Raw genomic sequence first — 18162 nt, forward strand, 5'->3', positions numbered from 1 at the left:
AAATCAATTTGGGAGTAAGAATAACATAATTTTTTCGTATATATTTATATAGTGTGAATGATAAAGGTGATAAATTATGTTAAATCGCAGGAACTTCTTCAAAGCGGGCGCCGCTTTTGGCGGTGCGCTCTCCATGCCCGGCTTGGCCGCCGACAAAGGTAATATTCGCGCCAAGTCAGTCATTCACATCTACCTACCTGGTGGCTTATCTGCCCAAGAGAGTTTTGACCCCAAACCCTATAATCCATCGGAATACCGCGGGCCTTTTTCTTCTATCTCCACAAAAATCACTGGCGAACGTTTCAGCGAAAATTTGCGCAAAACAGCTCAAGTCGCCGATAAAATTTGCGTTATTCGCAGTATGACTCATGGTGAGGCCGCTCACGAGCGCGGCACCCACAACATGCTCACGGGCTACCGTCCCAACCCCGCCGTTGTCTACCCGAGCTTAGGTTCTATCACCGCCCAACAACTGGGCACGCGCAATGACATCCCTCCCTACGTCTGCATTCCAAAAGCCTTTAACGAATACTCAGGCCGAGGCTTTTTAAGTAGTGCTTACTCACCTTTTTCTACTGGAGGCGACCCTTCGAGTAGCAAATTCAAAGTCCAAAACTTGCAACGTCATGACAAGCTCACGGAAGAGCGCTTTAATCGCCGTAAAAATATTTTAGCGGATATGAATAGCCTTTCAGCTATTAATCACGAAGCCGAGATCGTATCGGCCATGAACGCCTTCAATGAAGAATCTTATAAACTCATGAATTCCCCGACTGCCGTGGCAGCTTTTGATTTGAGTAAAGAAAAGAATTCTACCAAAGATTGGTACGGGCGTAATCAAACGGGTCAACGTTTGCTTTTAGCACGCCGTTTAGTGGAAGCCGGTTCACGTTACGTGGCCCTCACTGCCGGTGGCTGGGATCATCACGACAAGATCCGCGATGGCATCCGCAAACATCTACCTCCACTCGACCAAGCTTTTGCCGCACTCATCAAGGACTTGGATCAACGTGGCTTACTCGATTCCACTTTAGTCATTTTAAATTCAGAATTTGGACGAACTCCGAAAATCAATAAAACCGCTGGCCGCGATCATTACCCAAAAGTTTTCAGCATGGTAATGGCAGGCGGAGGCATTAAACGCGGTTATATACACGGAAAATCAGATACCACTTCAAGTACAGTTGAAGATAGCCCCGTAGAAGTTGCGGATTACGCAAGAACTGTCTACACACTCATGGGCATTGACCCTGATAAAGCTATTATGTCTCCAGGAGAGAGACCCGTTCGCCTTGTTTATGGAGGTCAGGTAGTTAATGACATCTTGGCTTAAGTTCCTCCATCTTTTTGTCTCCATTCAACTCCCAAGCCACGCTTTAGTTGAAGTCAAAAAACTTTTCCCTATGGGAGCTCAAAAAGGCTCTCAAACTGAGCTCGTCTTCGAGGGAAGTAACTTCAAGTTTGCAAAAGATATCCTTTTTTACAAAGAGGGCATTAAATTGGACAAAATGGAATTAGAGAAAAATAAATTAAAAGTCAAAATCACTGTAAGTGCTGATGCTGAAACCGGGCTTCACCCCTTTCGAGTTCTTGGTGAAGATGGCTTAAGCAATATGCGTTATATCCATATTGCCCCCTACCCTGAAATCATCAAAACTAGCAAAAACCTCAGCTTTGACAAAGCCTACGAACTCACTGTTCCTTGTAGCGTTAATGCTCGGCTCACGAACCGTTTCATCGATCACTACCGCTTCAAACTAAAGAAAGGACAGCAAATTACGGCCTCCTTAAAATGCCTGAACCTCGCCATTGGCTTTTATGATTGTCAGATTAAAATCTTTGATAAAGATCAAAAGCAAATTGCTTTTAATGATGATTCTCTCCTACTTAAACAGGACCCCATGATTAACTTCACTGCGACCTATGAAGGTGATTATTACCTACAAGTTCACGATTATCGTTTCGGAGGTGGTGAATATCGCTTACACCTCGCCCCCGTACTGAATGCAATTCAAGTTTTTCCTGCGGGCTCAGAAGCCAAGAAGAGTGAAAAGCTACTTTGTTTCTATGGGGATGAAATCACTACAGAGAAAACGATCACCGTGAAAGAAGGCATGAAGCAAATTTTACTTGATCAAAATTCGGTTCACCACGTCCCCTTTCACGTCTCGCATCACAAGAATTTCTTTGACCAAGAAAAGGGCTATGAAAAAGATAAGGCGACTCATTGCCCCGATTTCCCCCTCGCACTCAATGGCAGACTCGATCAAAAACAGGATGTGGACTGGTTCAGTTTCAAAGCACCCAAAGATGGTCAACTTGAGATCCAAGTCCTCGCCCGTCAATTGCGTTCCCCATTGGATGCGCTCTTGGAGTTTTATAATAAAGATGGCAAGCTCATCAAACGACAAGATGATAGTGGTTCACTTGACCCAAAAGTGATCAGCAAAGTTAAAAAAGACGAAACTTACTTTGTCAAAATTCGCGACTTCAACAAGAACTATTCGCCTCGTTTTATTTATCGCATCCTCGTTGACTACCAAAAGCCACAATTAAAGTTCACCTTGAACCCCTCCCAACAAAGAACTCATAAAGGGCAGTTGATCAACATCAGCCCAGAATCCAATCGCTTGGTTATTTTTGATTTAAACCGCGAAAATGCGAAATCCGCAATTGATTACAGCTTTTCCAATTTACCTCAAACACTCACCTACAAAGTTTTGGCACACCCCGAGAAGAGCAATAAAATCCCCGTTCTTTTTTCTCTTAAAAAGGATTCAAAATTATGGAGCACTCACTTATCCGCACAAGTCAAAAATGCCGAAGTAAAAGAGGCTCATTATAAAGAAAGCTTAATCATGCTCATGGGACCCAACAATAAAGAATACCGTCATTACCGTGGTGAAACACTTGCAACTGCGAGCACAGTTGCTGCCCCCTACAGTGTCGAGATCGTAAATAACACCAGCCCCATGCCTCGCTTTGGCAATCACATAAGTAAAATTCGCGTTCATCGCAAAGAAGGTTTTAAAGGCGAAGTCACCATCAAGGCCAAATCGGTCTTACCTGGCCTTTCCATGCGGGATCAAATTAAAATCCCTGCTGATAAAAACGAAATTGACTACTCAATCCAAGCCTCATCAAGCACCCCTTTGGGGAAGTGGCCATTCGTTTTCGATGCCATAAGTAAACACGAGGGCAAAGATTTTAACCTCAGTTCCAATTCCCAAGAAATCGACATCCAAGAGCATTACTTCGATTTAAAAATGAAACAGTACTCGCTTCAACGCGGACAAGAACGAGAAATCACAGTTGATATCACGGCTCGCAAAACGCCACAATTTCCAATTAAGGCGACTCTTCTAGGCCTACCTAATGGCATAAAGGCTGAACCCATTGAAATTAATAAGATCGACAAAACCCTCACTTTTAAAATTTCTGCTAGCGAAAGTGCCAACATCGGTTACCACCGCAACGGCTACATACGTTTCGACTTCACTCACAATGGTCATCAGCTCAATCAAAACTTGCGTTGCAATGGCACGATCTACGTTCCTAAACCTAAAAAGAAGAAGTCATCGTGAAATATCTCATCAGCTTTTTAATCCTATGGACTTCGAGCCTTTGGGCACTTCCCATCGAAGAGCTCCAAATCTCTCCAAAGACTCTCTACCTCGATCACAAATCTGATTCTCAAGCTTTTGTGGCCCAAGGCACCCTTGCAGACCTAAGTACCGTTGACTTAAGTTCAAAAGTTAAGATTGAAATCCAAGATCCGACTCTCGTTAAATATCAGAATGCCAGCTTTATTCCTCTCAAAAAGGGGAAGACTTCGGTAAAAGTCTCCTATCAAGACAAAGTTGAAACTCTTTCCATTGAAGTTAAAAAAATTGAAGAGAAAGAAAAGGCTAGCTTTGCCCTCGACGTGGTTCCCGTACTTACTGGAGCGGGATGTAATAGCGGTGGCTGTCACGGGGCATCTCGTGGACAAGAAAAATTTCATCTCTCCCTCTTTGGTTACGACCCCATGGGTGATTTTCGACGTATTAAATTCGATCTATCTGGACGTCGTATTAACTTAGCCGTTCCTGCAGATAGCCTACTCCTCCAAAAAGCTGTCAAAACGGTTCCACACACGGGAGGTAAGCTCTTCGAAAAGGATTCAAAACACTATAAAACAATTCTTTCTTGGCTCGAAAGTGGCGCCCCCGTCGATCAAAAAGATATTAAAAAAGCCGTCAAACTAGAAGTCTTCCCAAAGCGTTCAGTGATGTTCGGCAAGGCCAAGCAAAAAATTTCTGTTCGCGTTACTTATTCCGATGGTACTGACCGCGACGTCACCGACCTCTGCGCCTTCTTCACTAGTGACTCGAGTTCTGCAGAAGTAGAAGACAAATCTTTTATTAGTTCAAAAATTCCTGGTGAAGCCCACCTCATGGTACGTTACGGCACGCTAAATGCCCTCAGCACTTGCATTGTTATCCCCGAAAAAGCTGAAACTTTCACTGCAATCGCCGAGAAAAATTATATCGACAAAGCCAACAATAATAAATGGCAACGCCTGCGCATGCAGCCCAATAAACTTTGTAGTGATCAAGTCTTTATCCGCCGCCTCTATATCGATCTCTGTGGGCGCTTACCAAATGAAGATGAGTATCATGCTTTTATCAATGATAAAACGACAAACAAACGAGACCTCTTAGTGGACAAACTTGTTCAAAGTCCTGATTTCATGGATCTTTGGGCTATGAAGTTTAGCGAACTCTTACAAATCCGTACTGACAACAATTACGACCTCAAAAACGTGATTTTGTACTCATCTTGGGTTCGCGACCAGTTTCACCAAGGCAAGAAGTTTAACGAGATCACTCACCAACTGATCACTGCTTCAGGCAATAGTTTTGCGAATCCCGCAGCCAACTTTTATCAAATTCAAAATGATAATAAAATCATCAGTGAAAACGTCGCTCAAGTCTTTATGGGTATCCGTTTGCAATGCTCGCAATGCCACAACCACCCTTTTGATCGCTGGACTATGGACGACTACTACTCTTACTCCTCTTTCTTTGCGCATGTTGGTCGTAAGAACGCGGAAGACCCCCGTGCTCAAATCGTCTACAATAAAAATTCTGGCGATATCAAACACCCCGTCTACAAAAAAGCTCTCGATCCAAAATTCCTTGGTGGAGAGACTCCCACAGATAAAAAAATCGATCGTCGCAAGCTTTTGGCTGATTGGCTAACTGATAAACAAAACCCCTACTTCGCCTCGACCCTTGCCAATCGCATGTGGGAACATTTCTTTGGCCGCGGCATTATTCATCCTGTTGATGATCGCCGTCTGAGTAATCCCCCTGCCAATCCCGAGTTACTGGACGCACTCAGCAAAAAGTTTATCGAGTACGACTTCGACCTCATTCGCCTTGCCAAAGATATCTGTAAGTCAAATACTTATAGCCTTGCCAGTTCAAGTTTAGACTCGAAAGGAAACTTAGATAAATACTTTGCCACGGCACCCATACGCCGTATACGCGCTGAGGTCTTGCTCAATGCCATCACTCAAATCACCGAAACCAAAAATTACTTTAGCAATAGCTATATGGATGCCAAAGCCACTCAATTACTCGTCAGCAACTCTGGCAGCTCTTTCCTCAACACCTTCGGCCGCGTCAACCGCAAGAGCCCCACTATTGCCTGCGAATCTATGACTGAACCGAATCTCGCTCAATCACTCGAATTACTTAATGGTAAAACTATTAATGATAAAATTAACGGCAGCCCTTTTGTTCAACGAGCCATGAATGAAAAATGGGATCCGGAAAAATTCATCAACACACTCTATATTCGAGCGCTATCTCGTCCTCCCACTGCACAGGAGATGGAAAAGCTTAAAGCACTCTATACCAATCCAGAAAACCCCCGCGACCTTCACCAAGATGTTTTTTGGGCCATCTTAAACTCAAAGGAGTTTATTTTTGTTCGCTAAATTTCACAGCATACTTATCACTCTACTTTTCTGTGGCTCTCTTCAAGCCCAGAAGGTCACCTACGACGACCACGTCCGCCAAATTTTTAAAGCAGATTGTAGTGAATGCCATAATGCCAATAAAGCCAAAGGTGGACTCGACCTGACTTCCTATGCCCAAACGATGGCAGGTTCATCTGCCGGGAGCATTATTGAAGCTGGCGACCCCGAGAGCTCGGTCCTATTTGAGTGTATCACTACAAATGATAGCGATATTCGCATGCCTCCCAAAGGTGCTCACATGAATAAAAATGATGTGGAAATGATCAAACGATGGATTCTCGGTGGGGGGCTTGAGAACCGCAGTAGTAAAAAGAAGATCTTTGTGAAAAATGATGCCTTTAAAGCCAGCGAAAGCAAAAAAGGGCAAGTCATCATGCCCCAGCAACTCAACCTCATTCCCTGGCATTTTCATCAGCACCATGGACCTGCCAGGAGCATGGCAGCGAGTCCTTTCTCCCCTCTTATTGCCTTTGGTCTCTACAAACAAGTTTCACTCTACCACAGCGACACACAGAAGCTCTTGGGTTATTTAGATTTCCCCGAGGGTAATATTAATGATTTGAGTTTCAGTGCTGATGGTCAGTATTTATTAGCCGCTGGTGGTCATATTGGCAATGAAGGTTTCTGTGTGATTTGGCATGTGAACAGTGGATGCCGAATCTTCACTTTAAAGCACGATCCAATGGATGTGCACGTGGCTCATATAAGTCCCGACATGAAACTCCTCGCCATTGGTTCCAATGACAAAAAAATCAAAATTTATAGCTTGGAAAACAAAGAGTTGCTGATAGAAGAGAAAGCCCATTCCGAATGGGTTTCAGCACTGCGTTTTAGTCCCAATGGCAAATACCTTGCTAGCGGTGATCGCAATGGGCAAATCATTATTTGGGATGCCCAAGAATTATCAAAGCTCCATACGCTCTATAAACACAAGGGTCGCATTAGCGCAATTTCTTGGCGACCAGACTCAAAAGTGTTTGCCTCGTCAAGTGAAGATTCGAGCATCATGTTTTTTGATCCTCAAAAAGCGAGTTCACTCAAAACATTAAAACCCCACAAAGGCTACATCAATAGTGTGAGTTTTAACCAAAAAGGTGAGATCTGCAGTACTGGTCACGACCGCTTCATCCGTGTTCACGATGCCAATTACAAGCAAATTGCCAACTACGACTGTAAACAGCGAGCCCCCTTGCTCACGGCCCTTTACCACAATGACAAAATTATAGCCAGTAACTATAGCGGTCGCATGCTAGTCAAGGATAAGCAAAGCAAAGAAGCTCAATTCATTAGCTTGCGACCTCAAAACCTAGTGCAAGTTAATAGTCAGCTTAAGCAAGAGGAGCAAGTCAACATCGAAAAAGAACGGCTCAATCGTCAGCGCCACATGGAAATGTATAAAGAGTTTAATTTCAAAGAACAAGTTCAGGCACTCAAGCTCGAACAGCTCTATACGATTGATGAAATCAAATCCGCCTTAGCCGAGAAACGTGACCACATCAGCCTCAACCGACTTTACACTCAAAACGCCCAACACTTCCACAAGGCCTATCGCCTCAAAAAACTCGCCCATAAATCACTCACAAAACAAAATCAGCTTAGCCAACGCATGAGCGATTACGACGGAAAGACATTAAATGCATCCCAATAACCAGTTTATTGCATGCAAAGAGTTTGATTTTCCTCGGCCTACTTCTACTTTAGTCAAAAGTTTAATAAATCACATTTGAACTTGTAGATTAGCCATATCTAATCTTACAAATGAATTTCTAGATGAAGTAGTAATCAGATGACTAAGAAGCTCTTCCCCTTTGTTAATTGGTTTCCCATGAAATCAATCAATCTTAAAGATGACCTCATTGCCGGCATCACGGTGGCTTTGCTCCTCGTCCCTCAATCAATGGCTTATGCGGAACTCGCAGGCTTACCCGTTCGCTACGGCTTATATGCGGCTATTATCCCTGTCGCGCTCATGGCTTTATTTGGTAGCATGGCACAAATCTCTGGAGGCCCGACAGCAATGACAGGGATTATTACCGCTTCTGTCTTATTCCCCTTAGTCCAAGATATCCCCCCTGAATTTCGCGATGCCCGCTACATAGAGCTCGCCATTTTATTATCCCTCACTGTAGGGATCTGTCGTTTGCTCATGGGGGTATTTAAATTATCGAGTTTAGTTAATTTAATTTCTCATCCAGTCATTGCGGGTTTCACCAATGCTGCGGCAATCGTTATAGCCCTTTCCCAATTGCCTAAATTGCTCGGCGTCACAGAAGTTTATATTGAGCAAGAATTCATGGGCCTCATCAAAAGCTTTGCTCACTTTTCCGATAAAATAGATCAAATCCATCCCCTCAGCGCTATTACTGGAACCCTTTCTTTAATTGGCCTCGTTTACCTCAAAAAAATCTACCGTAAAATCCCTTGGCCTCTAGTCATTGTCGCTTGTTCCTGCTTTGTCTTTTGGAAATGTGACGTGGTCAACGAAAGCCTCATTGTAGGTGAGATCCCCAGCTCATTCCCCGCTTTGCGCTTTCCGCAAAATAGCCATGGTCAATGGCTCGATACTCTCATCACACTTATCCCTGCCTCTATCATGATTACTCTTATTGGATTTGTTGAAACTGTCTCCATTTCCAAAGCTATCAGTCTCAAAACTCGTCAACCGATGAATCTCGACCAAGAACTCATTGGTCAAGGTGTGGGCTCCATTGCAGGTTCCTTTGCTCAAGCTTATCCCGTGGGTTCATCTTTCACTCGTTCAGCACTCAACCTTGCCAGTGGCGCTCGTACGGGAATGAGTAATATTTTTGCCGTCATCACCGTGATTCTTGTGCTGCTCTTTTTGACTCCTGCACTTTATTACTTACCCAAGGCCACCCTATCCGCGATGATTATCAGCTCAACTTTTGGCCTGATTGATTTTGAACCCATTCGCGTCTCCTGGCGGGTCATGCGCCGCGAGGGCATAGTCGCTATTTTTACTTTTGTGGCCACACTCTGTTTTGCTCCATCAATTATGGATGGATTTTTATGGGGAGCTGGAATCTCGATTGCCGCCTACCTCTACCGCACCATGAAACCGCGCATCGATGTCTTTGACTGGAGCGAAAAATGCCCCCTTCATTTACGTACGCGCTCACACCATATTTCTGCTCTACGCTTTCGCTGTGCCATCTTTTTTGCCAGTGTCGAAGCCTTCGAAGAATCGATTATTACTTGCTTAGCCAAGAATAAAAATACGCGCTACATGCTCATTGAAGCTCAGTCCATTAATCGAATTGATGCCTCTGGCGAATGGGGCCTAAGAAACTTAGTTAAAGACTTAAAAAAGAATAAAGTCGAATTAGTCTTTGCGGGTCTGCCGCCCGAAGCTTGCGAAATGATCCAGAAAACTCAGCTCGACGAACTCATCGGCCTCAACAACTTCTATCCTAATTCAGAAGCCGCCATCAACGCCCTCCACGAACGCATCAACGGCAACAACCTCGAGTATATGATTTAGAAGCTCGTTTCGAGCTTGGCTTGCGCTTCGCTTGGCTTGCGCTTCGCTTAGGTTGCGCTTCGCTTAGGTGACGGCAACAAGTTGCCTTAGTTTGCGCTGACGCTTGGGTTGCGTGCTTCGCACTTAGGTGGCGGCAACAAGTTGCCTTGGGTAGCGCTTCGCTTGGGTTTTATATATTTTTCTTTGGTTTTATCTCTCTTAAAGCTTAACTTATTTACGATTCAGTCATTTGTCCGGTAAGTATCACTAGATACTAAAAAAGTGTAGTGTCCCCTTATAAATTGTTCTACCAAAAGCAAAAAATAAGGAGCACTACACCATGAGTATACAAATAGCGAACTCTCAAGAAAATCAAAGTCGTCGCCTGTCTTTAAAAACAATGAATCAGCAAATGAGTCACTTGGCGGTTCATGGAGCGGGCCTAAGTCCTTGGGAAGCCAAAGAACTGGTTCGCATGATAGATGAGGTCTATTTTTCCTACAGCCAAAAGGAACTGAAAGAAGGTCAACTCAAGTACAACTGCGTCTCGGCCAAGGAAGGTGCAGGTAAGGCACTCAAAGACTGTGAAATGATAAGCGTCACTCTAAGTGTATTCAGTGATTTTGACGAAGAAGAGTTGCCCAATAGAAAAAATAAACAACGGCAAGTTGTTCGCCGTCAGCGCAGATTAATACGTTTGAGCGAAGAGGCCCGCGATCAAGGAGGTCTATTAAGCCAGGAGGATTTGGCCAAGCTGTTGATGTGTGATACAAAAACGATCCGACGTGATGTCAAACACTTACAAGAGGAAGGTATTGTCATTCCGACGCGTGGCCAACAAAAAGATATTGGTCCTGGAGTTACACACCGTGAATTGGTCATTCGTCATTGGGTGGAAGGCAAAGAAGAAGTTGAAGTTGCGAGTGCTACAAAACATTCGATGGGCGCCGTTGAGAGTTACCTTCAAAAGTTTAAAGTTGCGGTTTACTTACGGGTAGGGAAGAGCTTCACTGACCATGAAATCGCGGTAGTTGCAGGAATCTCACAACGCGGCGTGAAGACATTCCTTAAGATTTACGACGAGTTTAAGAATAAAGATATGTTCAAACATCGTCTGGATGAAATCCTGCTTACAGGAGATGAATACTATAAGGAAGTTGGCGAAAAAAAAGACTCACTACTGTCGAATCTATCAAATCCCGTATGGAGCAGAGCATGAAGACGCATATTTCAGCGAATGAAGCAACTTACGGACCACAACAATATAAAACTTTTGCTGGAGCTTTAACAGCTTTTTTCTCTGAGGAGTGTCCGCAACTGGGAGGAATGAGGACTCGGCAAGTTTTGAGCTCAGCTATTATCTCTATGGTCAATAAATACTACCCTGAAACTTCTCATTTAAAACCGGGTCAGACGCCATGGGTGACCACTGATAAAAATGCGACTAAATCATACGGAAAAAAGATCAGTCAAACACCTTTAGTGAGTATTATCCTAGATTTAGTACGAGCAGAAGATATTCAAGAGCGCAAAGACGGTAAGAAGCTCAGAGACATGAAAAAGGAAGCTGTTGCAAGGATGCTTAAACAAAGTTATGAGCAAGGTGGCTGTATGACCTCGGTTGAATTAGCCATTCTTTTAAAGATCTCTCCACCAACTGTGGGTAAGTATATTAAAGAATGGGAACTGGAACACAATGAGGTTTTACCTAGAAGAGGTTCAATACATGATATGGGGCCAACTCTCACGCACAAAAAAATCATAATAGAAAAACTTTTCATAAAGAAACTCAGCGTTCAACAAGTAAGTCGTGAGACTTATCATTCATTCCAGGCTATCCAGCGTTATATCAGCAAATTTAAACAGGTTCTTATCTGTTACAAAAAGGATATGAATATCAATGAAATCGCCAAAGTTGTTGGAAACACGCCACGACTGATAAAAGAATACGAAGCCATTATTTTAGAGTACAAGGACCGCGGGTTTGTCTTAGAGCAAATCATCAATACGGACGCAAAGGTGGACTCACAATACGAAACCATCATCAATGACTTGAACTCTCAGAAAAACTAAATATCTGTACGTAAGGGGACAATTACACCTCACGGACAAATGACCTTATTTAAGTTGAAATGGATTTGGAGAATTGTTATGAAATTTGAAGATTTGGAAGTATGGAAAACATCTGTTGAACTTAGCATTTTAGTTTATAAGCAAACTAAAACGCTCACAGATTACGGCTTTAAAGATCAAATAACACGTTCAGCTTTGTCTATACCGAGTAACATAGCGGAAGGCTTTGATCGTGAATCAAATAAAGAAACATTATATTTTTTATCTGTAGCTAAAGCATCATGCGCTGAGCTTCGCACACAAATTATTATTGGAGAAAAAGTTCCATTCTTAAACAATGAATTTTCTGAATACGCAAAAAACGAAACTCTCAAAATCACAACTATGCTCAAAGCTCTTATAAGATCCCGAAGATCTTTCAATTAATCCCCAGCGAAGCGCAACCTAAGTGAGCACAGCGAACGCTACCTAAGTGAGCACAGCGAACGCTACCTAAGCGAAGCGCAACCTAAGCGAAGCGCTACCTAAGTGAGCACAGCGAACGCTACCTAAGTGAGCACAGCGAACGCTACCTAAGCGAAGCGCAACCTAAGCGAAGCGCAACCTAAGTGAGCACAGCGAACGCTACCTAAGTGAGCACAGCGAACGCTACCTAAGTGAGCACAGCGAACGCTACCTAAGTGAGCACAGCGAACGCTACCTAAGTGAGCACAGCGAACGCTACCTAAGTGAGCACAGCGAACGCTACCTAAGTGAGCACAGCGAACGCTACCTAAGTGAGCACAGCGAACGCTACCTAAGTGAGCACAGCGAACGCTACCTAAGTGAGCACAGCGAACGCTACCCAAGGCAACTTGTTGCCGCTTCCTACGCCGAAGGCGACGGCTTACAAAGCACCTCAATCATGAGGACGTAAAAGCAACCAATGATATTGGATAAAGGCACCTGTAGGGCATCGGGCATTGCGTAAATCACCGCGCAAGCGGGAATCCAAACGAGCCAATTGGAAACCATCACGGTAGGGATACGCACGATAAAAAGACCTTTATTCAACTTCTCTTTCCAATGACGAAAAGAGAAGTTCACGTCCTTCCATTGATAAATAATGACAATGCAGGGCACGGCGTAAAAGGTACTAAACACAAACTGATCAAACAACACCTTCTTGATAATCACACTGACCTCACTTGATGAACCAAAGAGATCCGCTTGGAAGGAGTAGAACAATTCGATTTCCGTTCCCTTCCAAAACCAAAAAAGAAACATAAAGAGTAAAAGATTGATATTAAAAACGACGCGCTTACTCAAGGCCAAAATTATATAGGGTAAAGCACCTGCAAAAAGTGCCGTTGATAAGCCTGAAAATAAGTAAGGGTTCTCAGCCTTTAAATCGGTCAAAGCCACAAGCTTTTGCTGAACCGTAGAGGAATTATAATAAGAAAGCAAAAGCGTAATCGCCACTGCTTGCAGGACTAAGCCAGGTTTTAAATTGAGCTTTAAAGCCTGTTTAACTTCGCGTAATAAAGCTTTCATAACTTGAGCTCCTGCAGAGTAACCTGACCTCGACTCACTTGCTTGAGCTCATCTTGAAAAGCTTTGATCAAAGCTTCATCAAGTTTTACTTTCCACAAAACACCATCGGCTTGATAATCTTCTTCAATAGCTTCTGGCGGATGCAGTTTAAAGACATGATGAACTTGCGCTGCTAAATCAAAATTCGTTTTAAACTCAAAAGAACGGAAAGAACGCAGCTCAATGAACTCCCCTGACTTTAAGCAATCTGAGGCACTTCCTCCATAAGCTCGACAAAGCCCGCCCGTCCCTAACTTGATCCCCCCGAACCAACGAATAACTAAGACCGCCACATTCGTTAGATCCGCATATTCAATTGCCGACAAAATCGGTTTGCCCGCTGTCCCCGAGGGTTCACCATCATCATTAAAACGATAATCATTTCCCACCTTGAACGCCCAACAATTATGTCGCGCCGAAGCAATGCTTTTCTCCGCAAAAAAGTCCAGCGCTTGCTGAACATCCGCAATCGGCACGGCATGAGCCAGAAAACGACTCTTCTTGACTTCTAATTGAAATTCACAGGGAGATTTTAAGGTATACAAATTCTTTCTCTTTTTTGCACTTTAAAAGTCCTTCGCCTGAATTCAAGACATTTGAACTAGGCAATTCAGTAAGCTTCGTTCAAGCTTGCGAATAGAAAAGCCCCGAAATGAAATGTATAAAGTAGTGCTTATCATAGATAAATTAAGAAAATAAGTATTTGCTCGATTCGCAGAATCACGATAAAGTAGAATACTTATAAGTCATTTTTATTAATTCATACTCGCTCAAACCAATTTAGTTCTTAACTAAGGAAGATACATAAATGTCTAAATACTGCCAAAACATAAAAGTCACCAAATCCGGTGAAGAAAAAGAATGCACTCATTTAGCTCTTCCCAATCAAAACATATGTGGTCGTTGCTTGAGTCAAGCTAAGAAAGACGCCAGTAAAAAAGAATTAAACTCAGATAAAAAAGCTTAAATTTCAACCAACTTAATCCAAGGACAAAACATTGGGCTGGATCCTAATCATTATTGCAATTGTATTGCACCTCTTCAACCTCAAGAAGCCTTCCGAAAAACACGACCCCAGAGCCTTCAAAAAACACGATGGTTTAAAATCCGTCATCGGCGGCATCTTCATGATTGGTTTAACCATCATCTTTATTCAAGGCTGCTAGCACATATTTATACACATCTTTTCGGTTATTCGGTTTCATCTAATAGATTATCAGAAAAGCCTTTTATCTTACTTTAAATCATCCCAATATTTTTAGTGTTTTTTACTCAGTTCCCATTCTAAGGCCCCAGAGCTAAACACTATAAATTCTATACTTAGATATATCGAAAATCCTAAGTAATTACTTATCAAAACCTGTTCGACGATACTCTAAAACATCCCATAAAATTGCCTTTATTTAAATCAGCATATAAAATAAACTTATGATACTACATAAGAAAAGATAAACGTACAGAATAAATAATTTAGGGAAATGATTATGAAAAATTTAAAGATACTCACTTTTATTTTATTGAGCTTACTAACATCTAGTCTCGCTTTAGCTGAACAAAAATCCGTGTTTAATCACAAGCAAACGGATACTCTCGATCTAAAAAGCAAAATCCAAAAAGTTACCGATGACAATATTTTTCGTGATGCCAATGCCTGTAATTGGGGCTCTTCAATAATAAAAGGAGAGGATGGCAAGTACCATATTTTTTACGCTCAAATGCTCGACGAATTCAGCTTTAGTTCATGGCTTACTGACGGGGTAATATCACATGCTGTATCTGACTCACCCGCTGGCCCATATAAGCATAAAGAAGTTGTACTTAAAGGCCGAGGTTTGGGACACTGGGATGCGTACACGGCTCATAACCCAAGAATTAAGTTTTATGATGGAAAATATTACCTTTACTATATATCGACAAATACTGGTGACCGTGTATTAAGCAAAGATCAAATGAACCAAGCTAGACACGGTAAGTTAGGTGATGAATTCAGAAATCTCGTGAGAGAAAATCAACGTATTGGTGTAGCGGTTTCTGATAGTATTAATGGCCCTTGGAAACGCTTTGATAAACCACTTATAGAACCTAGCCTTCCCATTGTAAACATCACCTGTAATCCGGCAATCACTAAACGACCTGATGGTGGATACCTTATGTTTGTTCGTGGCGATAAACCGAATCAAAAAAAACTAGTCCGAAGCCAAGCAGTCGCACTCGCAGATAGCCCTACTGGCCCTTGGAAAATCTTACCAAAACCCGCAGTAGGCAACTTAAATTCAGAAGACCCTTTTGTATGGTATGATCAAAAGAGAATGCGTTATTATGCTGTTTATCACGCTTTTGGTTACATGGCTATGATAACTTCTGAAGATGGTATAAATTGGAAAAAAGCCAAACATTACAAAGTAACAAAACTTTCTTATGATAGGCATGATGGTAAAGCAGTTGATGCTGCGCGAATGGAACGTCCTTTTATATTTATAGAGGATGGTGTTCCCAAAGTTCTTTCAGTTGCAATTCTTGAAAGAAGTGGGCGCTCCTATTCATTGTTTATTCCACTTGAGGATATGTAAAACAAAATTTTCTCAACAGTATAAATGTATATTTACAAAAAAAATATTGCTGATTCAATAATTGCAGCGTTTGAAAGACTTGACTTATCCAATTTTGCCAATTAATCCCCTAAAAACTTCGTGTTTAAATCCTTAGAAATAGACTCAAATAGACAAAAAAGTATCCTCTCTGGCAAAATCCTCTAAAAACTCAAAATCTATGATTGACGCAGGCTAAAATGACGTTATTCTCTATGCACCAACGGAACGTAGCGCAGTCTGGTAGCGCACATGTCTGGGGGACATGGTGTCGCAGGTTCAAATCCTGTCGTTCCGACTTTGCAAATCAAGCACTTACAGAAATGTAAGTGCTTTTTTTTGCTCAAAAAAAGCTTGCAAAACTAAATATGACGATTTAATCAAAGTTCGAGTCTACTTCATTTGCTAACAAACTAGCGTAATAGTAAGACTTATCTCAAAAAAGGATTTAACAAGATAGACACCATTTAAGGCACTCCTATGCGTAATGCTTTCTGTCAGAAATTTCCGATTTCCAAACACTTTTCACCTGTTTCGCTCATCCATCCGCCCGCTGTTAAGCGGCCTTACCCCTAATTCCTTTTCCTAATGCCCCCTTTTTTCTATAATTCCTTTTTCGCCCCCACCCTTTACCTCTCCCCTGGGATCGCGGATGGCTCATCCGCATCAGTTCTACCCAACTTCCCCTTACTCTCTCCTCTCCGCCTTTATCCGCCCGCGGTGACAGCTGCAACCCGCTGTTAAGCGACTCCTTTTTCCTATCTATTTCCCTCCATTCGCCCGCGGTGGCAACCGCAATTTATCCAAAGGGCTCGTCACATTCGATTTATGCTTGCCCATAACATGCGTGTAAATCTGAGTAGTATTCACATCATTATGCCCCATAATCTCCTGCAGAGTACGTATATCATACCCATCCTCCAAAACATGCGTTGCAAAACTATGCCTCAGCGTATGAACCGTCGCAGACTTACTTATCCCCGCCTTTTCAATGGCATTCTTATAATGATTCGATAAGTACCCAGGGGCAACATGATGACGTCTCAGAACATCTGCACGAGGGTCTATTGATAACGTACTTGCTGGGAATAACCAAAACCACGCCCATTCCTTACCCTTATTCACTGACTTACGTTCCAAAGCATTTGGCAAATAACAGCCCGCCACCTCTTCAGCTCTATCTACATCATACAATTTGCGAATCTGAGCTAGGTGATTTTTTAAATCTTCCAACAAACTATCACCCAAAGGAACTTCCCTATCCTTATCCCCTTTGCCACTACGTATCGTCAAACACATGCGAGCCGTATCCACATCCTTGATACGCAAACGGTACGCCTCGCTATGACGTAGGCCACCACCATAAATCAAGCGAACCATCAACAAGGGAACACCTTCCATCACCGACATCAAAGCCATGACCTCATCGCGTGTAAAAACTACTGGAAGCTTTGCTTTTCTAACGGCCCTTAATGATTGCGACAAATCTCCTAACTCTTTCTCCAAGACATAACGAAAAAAGTATACCAAGGCATTAAAAGCCTGATTCTGAGTCGAGGCCGCCACATCCTTATCCACTGCCAAATAACTTATAAACCGGGTCACGTTTTCGCCATTCAAGCCCTCCCCCTTAACAAAAGCCAAGTAGCGTACAACCCAACTGCCATAGGCCTGTTCCGTTTTGTAACTCTTGCGCTGCAGACGCATAACTTCCACCAACTTAGCCAAGTACTCCTTAGTAACTTGACTCTCTTCCGTCGCCTTTACTTTACTTACAACTTGAGGCACTGATGCATCTGACTTGCGACGCCAATAAACATAATGGCGTACCGCCTTACCTGCTTGATCTACCTGCCAATCCTCATGCGAACTTCTCAAATACGTCTCAAATGCCAACAAAGAAGAACCATCCCAAGGAGAACACCCCTTCCTTTCGCAAAAACTCGCAAACTGATTTACCCAAATTAAATAAAACTTTAATTCCTTTTCCACCACGTGCTGAGACTTTAGGTATACCTCAAAATCTTTCATTTTAGCCATCACTTATACTCCATACCTTAATATTAAAAACTTCTCCTAACTCCTGTATTCACCCATCTGTCCACAGTGACAAGCACTCTGCCTACGATGGCCGCCGCAAGCCACTCCAAAGCTCTACTCTCTTTGTCCTAACACCCCCTTTACCTTTACCCTGGATAAGGGTAGGGAAAGCTCCTTGCGGAGCCTCCCCTCCTTCCGAACCGTACGTGCGGATCTCCCGCATACGGCTCTCCGGTCAATGCTTACTCCGAAGAGACTGAGATTCCAATAGCCAAGCCTCTTCCAGTGAAAAGAACCCTAGCTCTGCAAAGTATTTCTTGGTATATTTCCTGTTATCTATAAAGCGATGTGAACCTTTCTTACGATTGTACTTAGCGATA

General features: G+C 42.8%; 15 protein-coding genes and 1 tRNA gene. 12 read left to right on the top strand and 4 right to left on the bottom strand.

Translation table 11 applies throughout. The features are described from left to right. Positions 1-76: 76 nt before the first annotated feature. The 8 genes from LNTAR_RS14890 to LNTAR_RS14925 all read left to right on the top strand — a co-directional run bounded on the left by LNTAR_RS14890 (position 77) and on the right by LNTAR_RS14925 (position 12008). Positions 77-1333, top strand: coding sequence for a DUF1501 domain-containing protein (locus LNTAR_RS14890; protein WP_007279553.1), 1257 nt, complete (start codon positions 77-79; stop codon positions 1331-1333). Further along, positions 1317-3584 (top strand): hypothetical protein, encoded by a 2268-nt coding sequence (locus tag LNTAR_RS14895; protein WP_007279554.1) that lies wholly within the window; start codon positions 1317-1319, stop codon positions 3582-3584. Before LNTAR_RS14890 ends, LNTAR_RS14895 begins: the two co-directional genes overlap by 17 nt. After that, a complete protein-coding gene (locus tag LNTAR_RS14900) occupies positions 3581-5986 on the top strand; it encodes a DUF1549 domain-containing protein (protein ID WP_007279555.1) in 2406 nt (801 codons plus the stop codon). Before LNTAR_RS14895 ends, LNTAR_RS14900 begins: the two co-directional genes overlap by 4 nt. Beyond that, complete coding sequence (locus LNTAR_RS14905; protein ID WP_007279556.1) at positions 5976-7676, top strand: WD40 domain-containing protein; 1701 nt, start codon at positions 5976-5978, stop codon at positions 7674-7676. Before LNTAR_RS14900 ends, LNTAR_RS14905 begins: the two co-directional genes overlap by 11 nt. Positions 7677-7814: 138 nt before the next feature. After that, positions 7815-9530, top strand: coding sequence for a SulP family inorganic anion transporter (locus tag LNTAR_RS14910; protein WP_007279557.1), 1716 nt, complete (start codon positions 7815-7817; stop codon positions 9528-9530). A 319-nt stretch (positions 9531-9849) separates the two neighbouring features. Then, entirely contained in the window at positions 9850-10728 is an 879-nt protein-coding gene (locus tag LNTAR_RS14915) for a DUF1670 domain-containing protein (protein ID WP_007276582.1), read from the top strand. Next, positions 10725-11582 (top strand): DUF1670 domain-containing protein, encoded by an 858-nt coding sequence (locus LNTAR_RS14920; protein ID WP_007276583.1) that lies wholly within the window; start codon positions 10725-10727, stop codon positions 11580-11582. Before LNTAR_RS14915 ends, LNTAR_RS14920 begins: the two co-directional genes overlap by 4 nt. A 78-nt stretch (positions 11583-11660) precedes the next feature. Then, a complete protein-coding gene (locus tag LNTAR_RS14925) occupies positions 11661-12008 on the top strand; it encodes a four helix bundle protein (RefSeq protein ID WP_007279558.1) in 348 nt (115 codons plus the stop codon). Between the two features lie 146 nt (positions 12009-12154). On the opposite strand, the gene LNTAR_RS14930 is transcribed toward LNTAR_RS14925, so the two are convergent. Genes LNTAR_RS14930 through LNTAR_RS14940 form a run of 3 tightly spaced genes read right to left on the bottom strand, consistent with a single transcriptional unit; the run spans position 12155 to position 13699 of the window. Continuing rightward, positions 12155-12484, bottom strand: a complete 330-nt coding sequence (locus LNTAR_RS14930) for a hypothetical protein (RefSeq protein ID WP_157473609.1) — start codon at positions 12482-12484, stop codon at positions 12155-12157. Then, complete coding sequence (locus LNTAR_RS14935; RefSeq protein ID WP_007279560.1) at positions 12450-13115, bottom strand: Mpv17/PMP22 family protein; 666 nt, start codon at positions 13113-13115, stop codon at positions 12450-12452. The genes LNTAR_RS14930 and LNTAR_RS14935 overlap by 35 nt, the downstream gene beginning before the upstream one ends. After that, positions 13112-13699 carry an IMPACT family protein gene (locus LNTAR_RS14940; RefSeq protein WP_007279561.1) on the bottom strand — a complete coding sequence of 196 codons (588 nt, stop codon included), beginning with the start codon at positions 13697-13699 and terminating at the stop codon, positions 13112-13114. Before LNTAR_RS14940 ends, LNTAR_RS14935 begins: the two co-directional genes overlap by 4 nt. Before the next feature lie 263 nt (positions 13700-13962). On the opposite strand from LNTAR_RS14940, the gene LNTAR_RS27235 reads away from it, so the two are divergent. The 4 genes from LNTAR_RS27235 (at position 13963) to LNTAR_RS14950 (ending at position 16040) form a co-directional block, all read left to right on the top strand. Further along, on the top strand, positions 13963-14121 hold the full coding sequence (locus LNTAR_RS27235) for a hypothetical protein (RefSeq protein ID WP_007279562.1): 159 nt from the start codon (positions 13963-13965) through the stop codon (positions 14119-14121). 31 nt (positions 14122-14152) lie between these two features. Next, the gene (locus LNTAR_RS27240) at positions 14153-14320 is read left to right on the top strand and encodes a hypothetical protein (protein WP_007279563.1); all 168 of its coding nucleotides are present in this window, start codon (positions 14153-14155) and stop codon (positions 14318-14320) included. A 318-nt stretch (positions 14321-14638) separates the two neighbouring features. Beyond that, a complete protein-coding gene (locus tag LNTAR_RS14945) occupies positions 14639-15724 on the top strand; it encodes a glycoside hydrolase family protein (protein WP_007279564.1) in 1086 nt (361 codons plus the stop codon). A gap of 242 nt (positions 15725-15966) precedes the next feature. Continuing rightward, a tRNA-Pro gene (locus LNTAR_RS14950) sits at positions 15967-16040 on the top strand. 464 nt (positions 16041-16504) lie between these two features. On the opposite strand, the gene LNTAR_RS14955 is transcribed toward LNTAR_RS14950, so the two are convergent. After that, entirely contained in the window at positions 16505-17782 is a 1278-nt protein-coding gene (locus tag LNTAR_RS14955) for an integron integrase (RefSeq protein ID WP_007279566.1), read from the bottom strand. Positions 17783-18162 lie beyond the last annotated feature (380 nt).

It is taken from the genome of Lentisphaera araneosa HTCC2155, assembly GCF_000170755.1.
In the GTDB taxonomy this organism is placed as follows: Bacteria; Verrucomicrobiota; Lentisphaeria; order Lentisphaerales; family Lentisphaeraceae; genus Lentisphaera; species Lentisphaera araneosa.

Coding starts and splice junctions, on each gene's coding strand:
- LNTAR_RS14920 (WP_007276583.1), top strand. CDS start 10,725: ATGAAGACGCATATTTCAGCGAATGAAGCAACTTACGGACCACAACAA.
- LNTAR_RS14895 (WP_007279554.1), top strand. CDS start 1,317: ATGACATCTTGGCTTAAGTTCCTCCATCTTTTTGTCTCCATTCAACTC.
- LNTAR_RS14915 (WP_007276582.1), top strand. CDS start 9,850: ATGAGTATACAAATAGCGAACTCTCAAGAAAATCAAAGTCGTCGCCTG.
- LNTAR_RS14890 (WP_007279553.1), top strand. CDS start 77: ATGTTAAATCGCAGGAACTTCTTCAAAGCGGGCGCCGCTTTTGGCGGT.
- LNTAR_RS27235 (WP_007279562.1), top strand. CDS start 13,963: ATGTCTAAATACTGCCAAAACATAAAAGTCACCAAATCCGGTGAAGAA.
- LNTAR_RS14945 (WP_007279564.1), top strand. CDS start 14,639: ATGAAAAATTTAAAGATACTCACTTTTATTTTATTGAGCTTACTAACA.
- LNTAR_RS14925 (WP_007279558.1), top strand. CDS start 11,661: ATGAAATTTGAAGATTTGGAAGTATGGAAAACATCTGTTGAACTTAGC.
- LNTAR_RS14910 (WP_007279557.1), top strand. CDS start 7,815: ATGACTAAGAAGCTCTTCCCCTTTGTTAATTGGTTTCCCATGAAATCA.
- LNTAR_RS14935 (WP_007279560.1), bottom strand. CDS start 13,115: ATGAAAGCTTTATTACGCGAAGTTAAACAGGCTTTAAAGCTCAATTTA.
- LNTAR_RS14955 (WP_007279566.1), bottom strand. CDS start 17,782: ATGGCTAAAATGAAAGATTTTGAGGTATACCTAAAGTCTCAGCACGTG.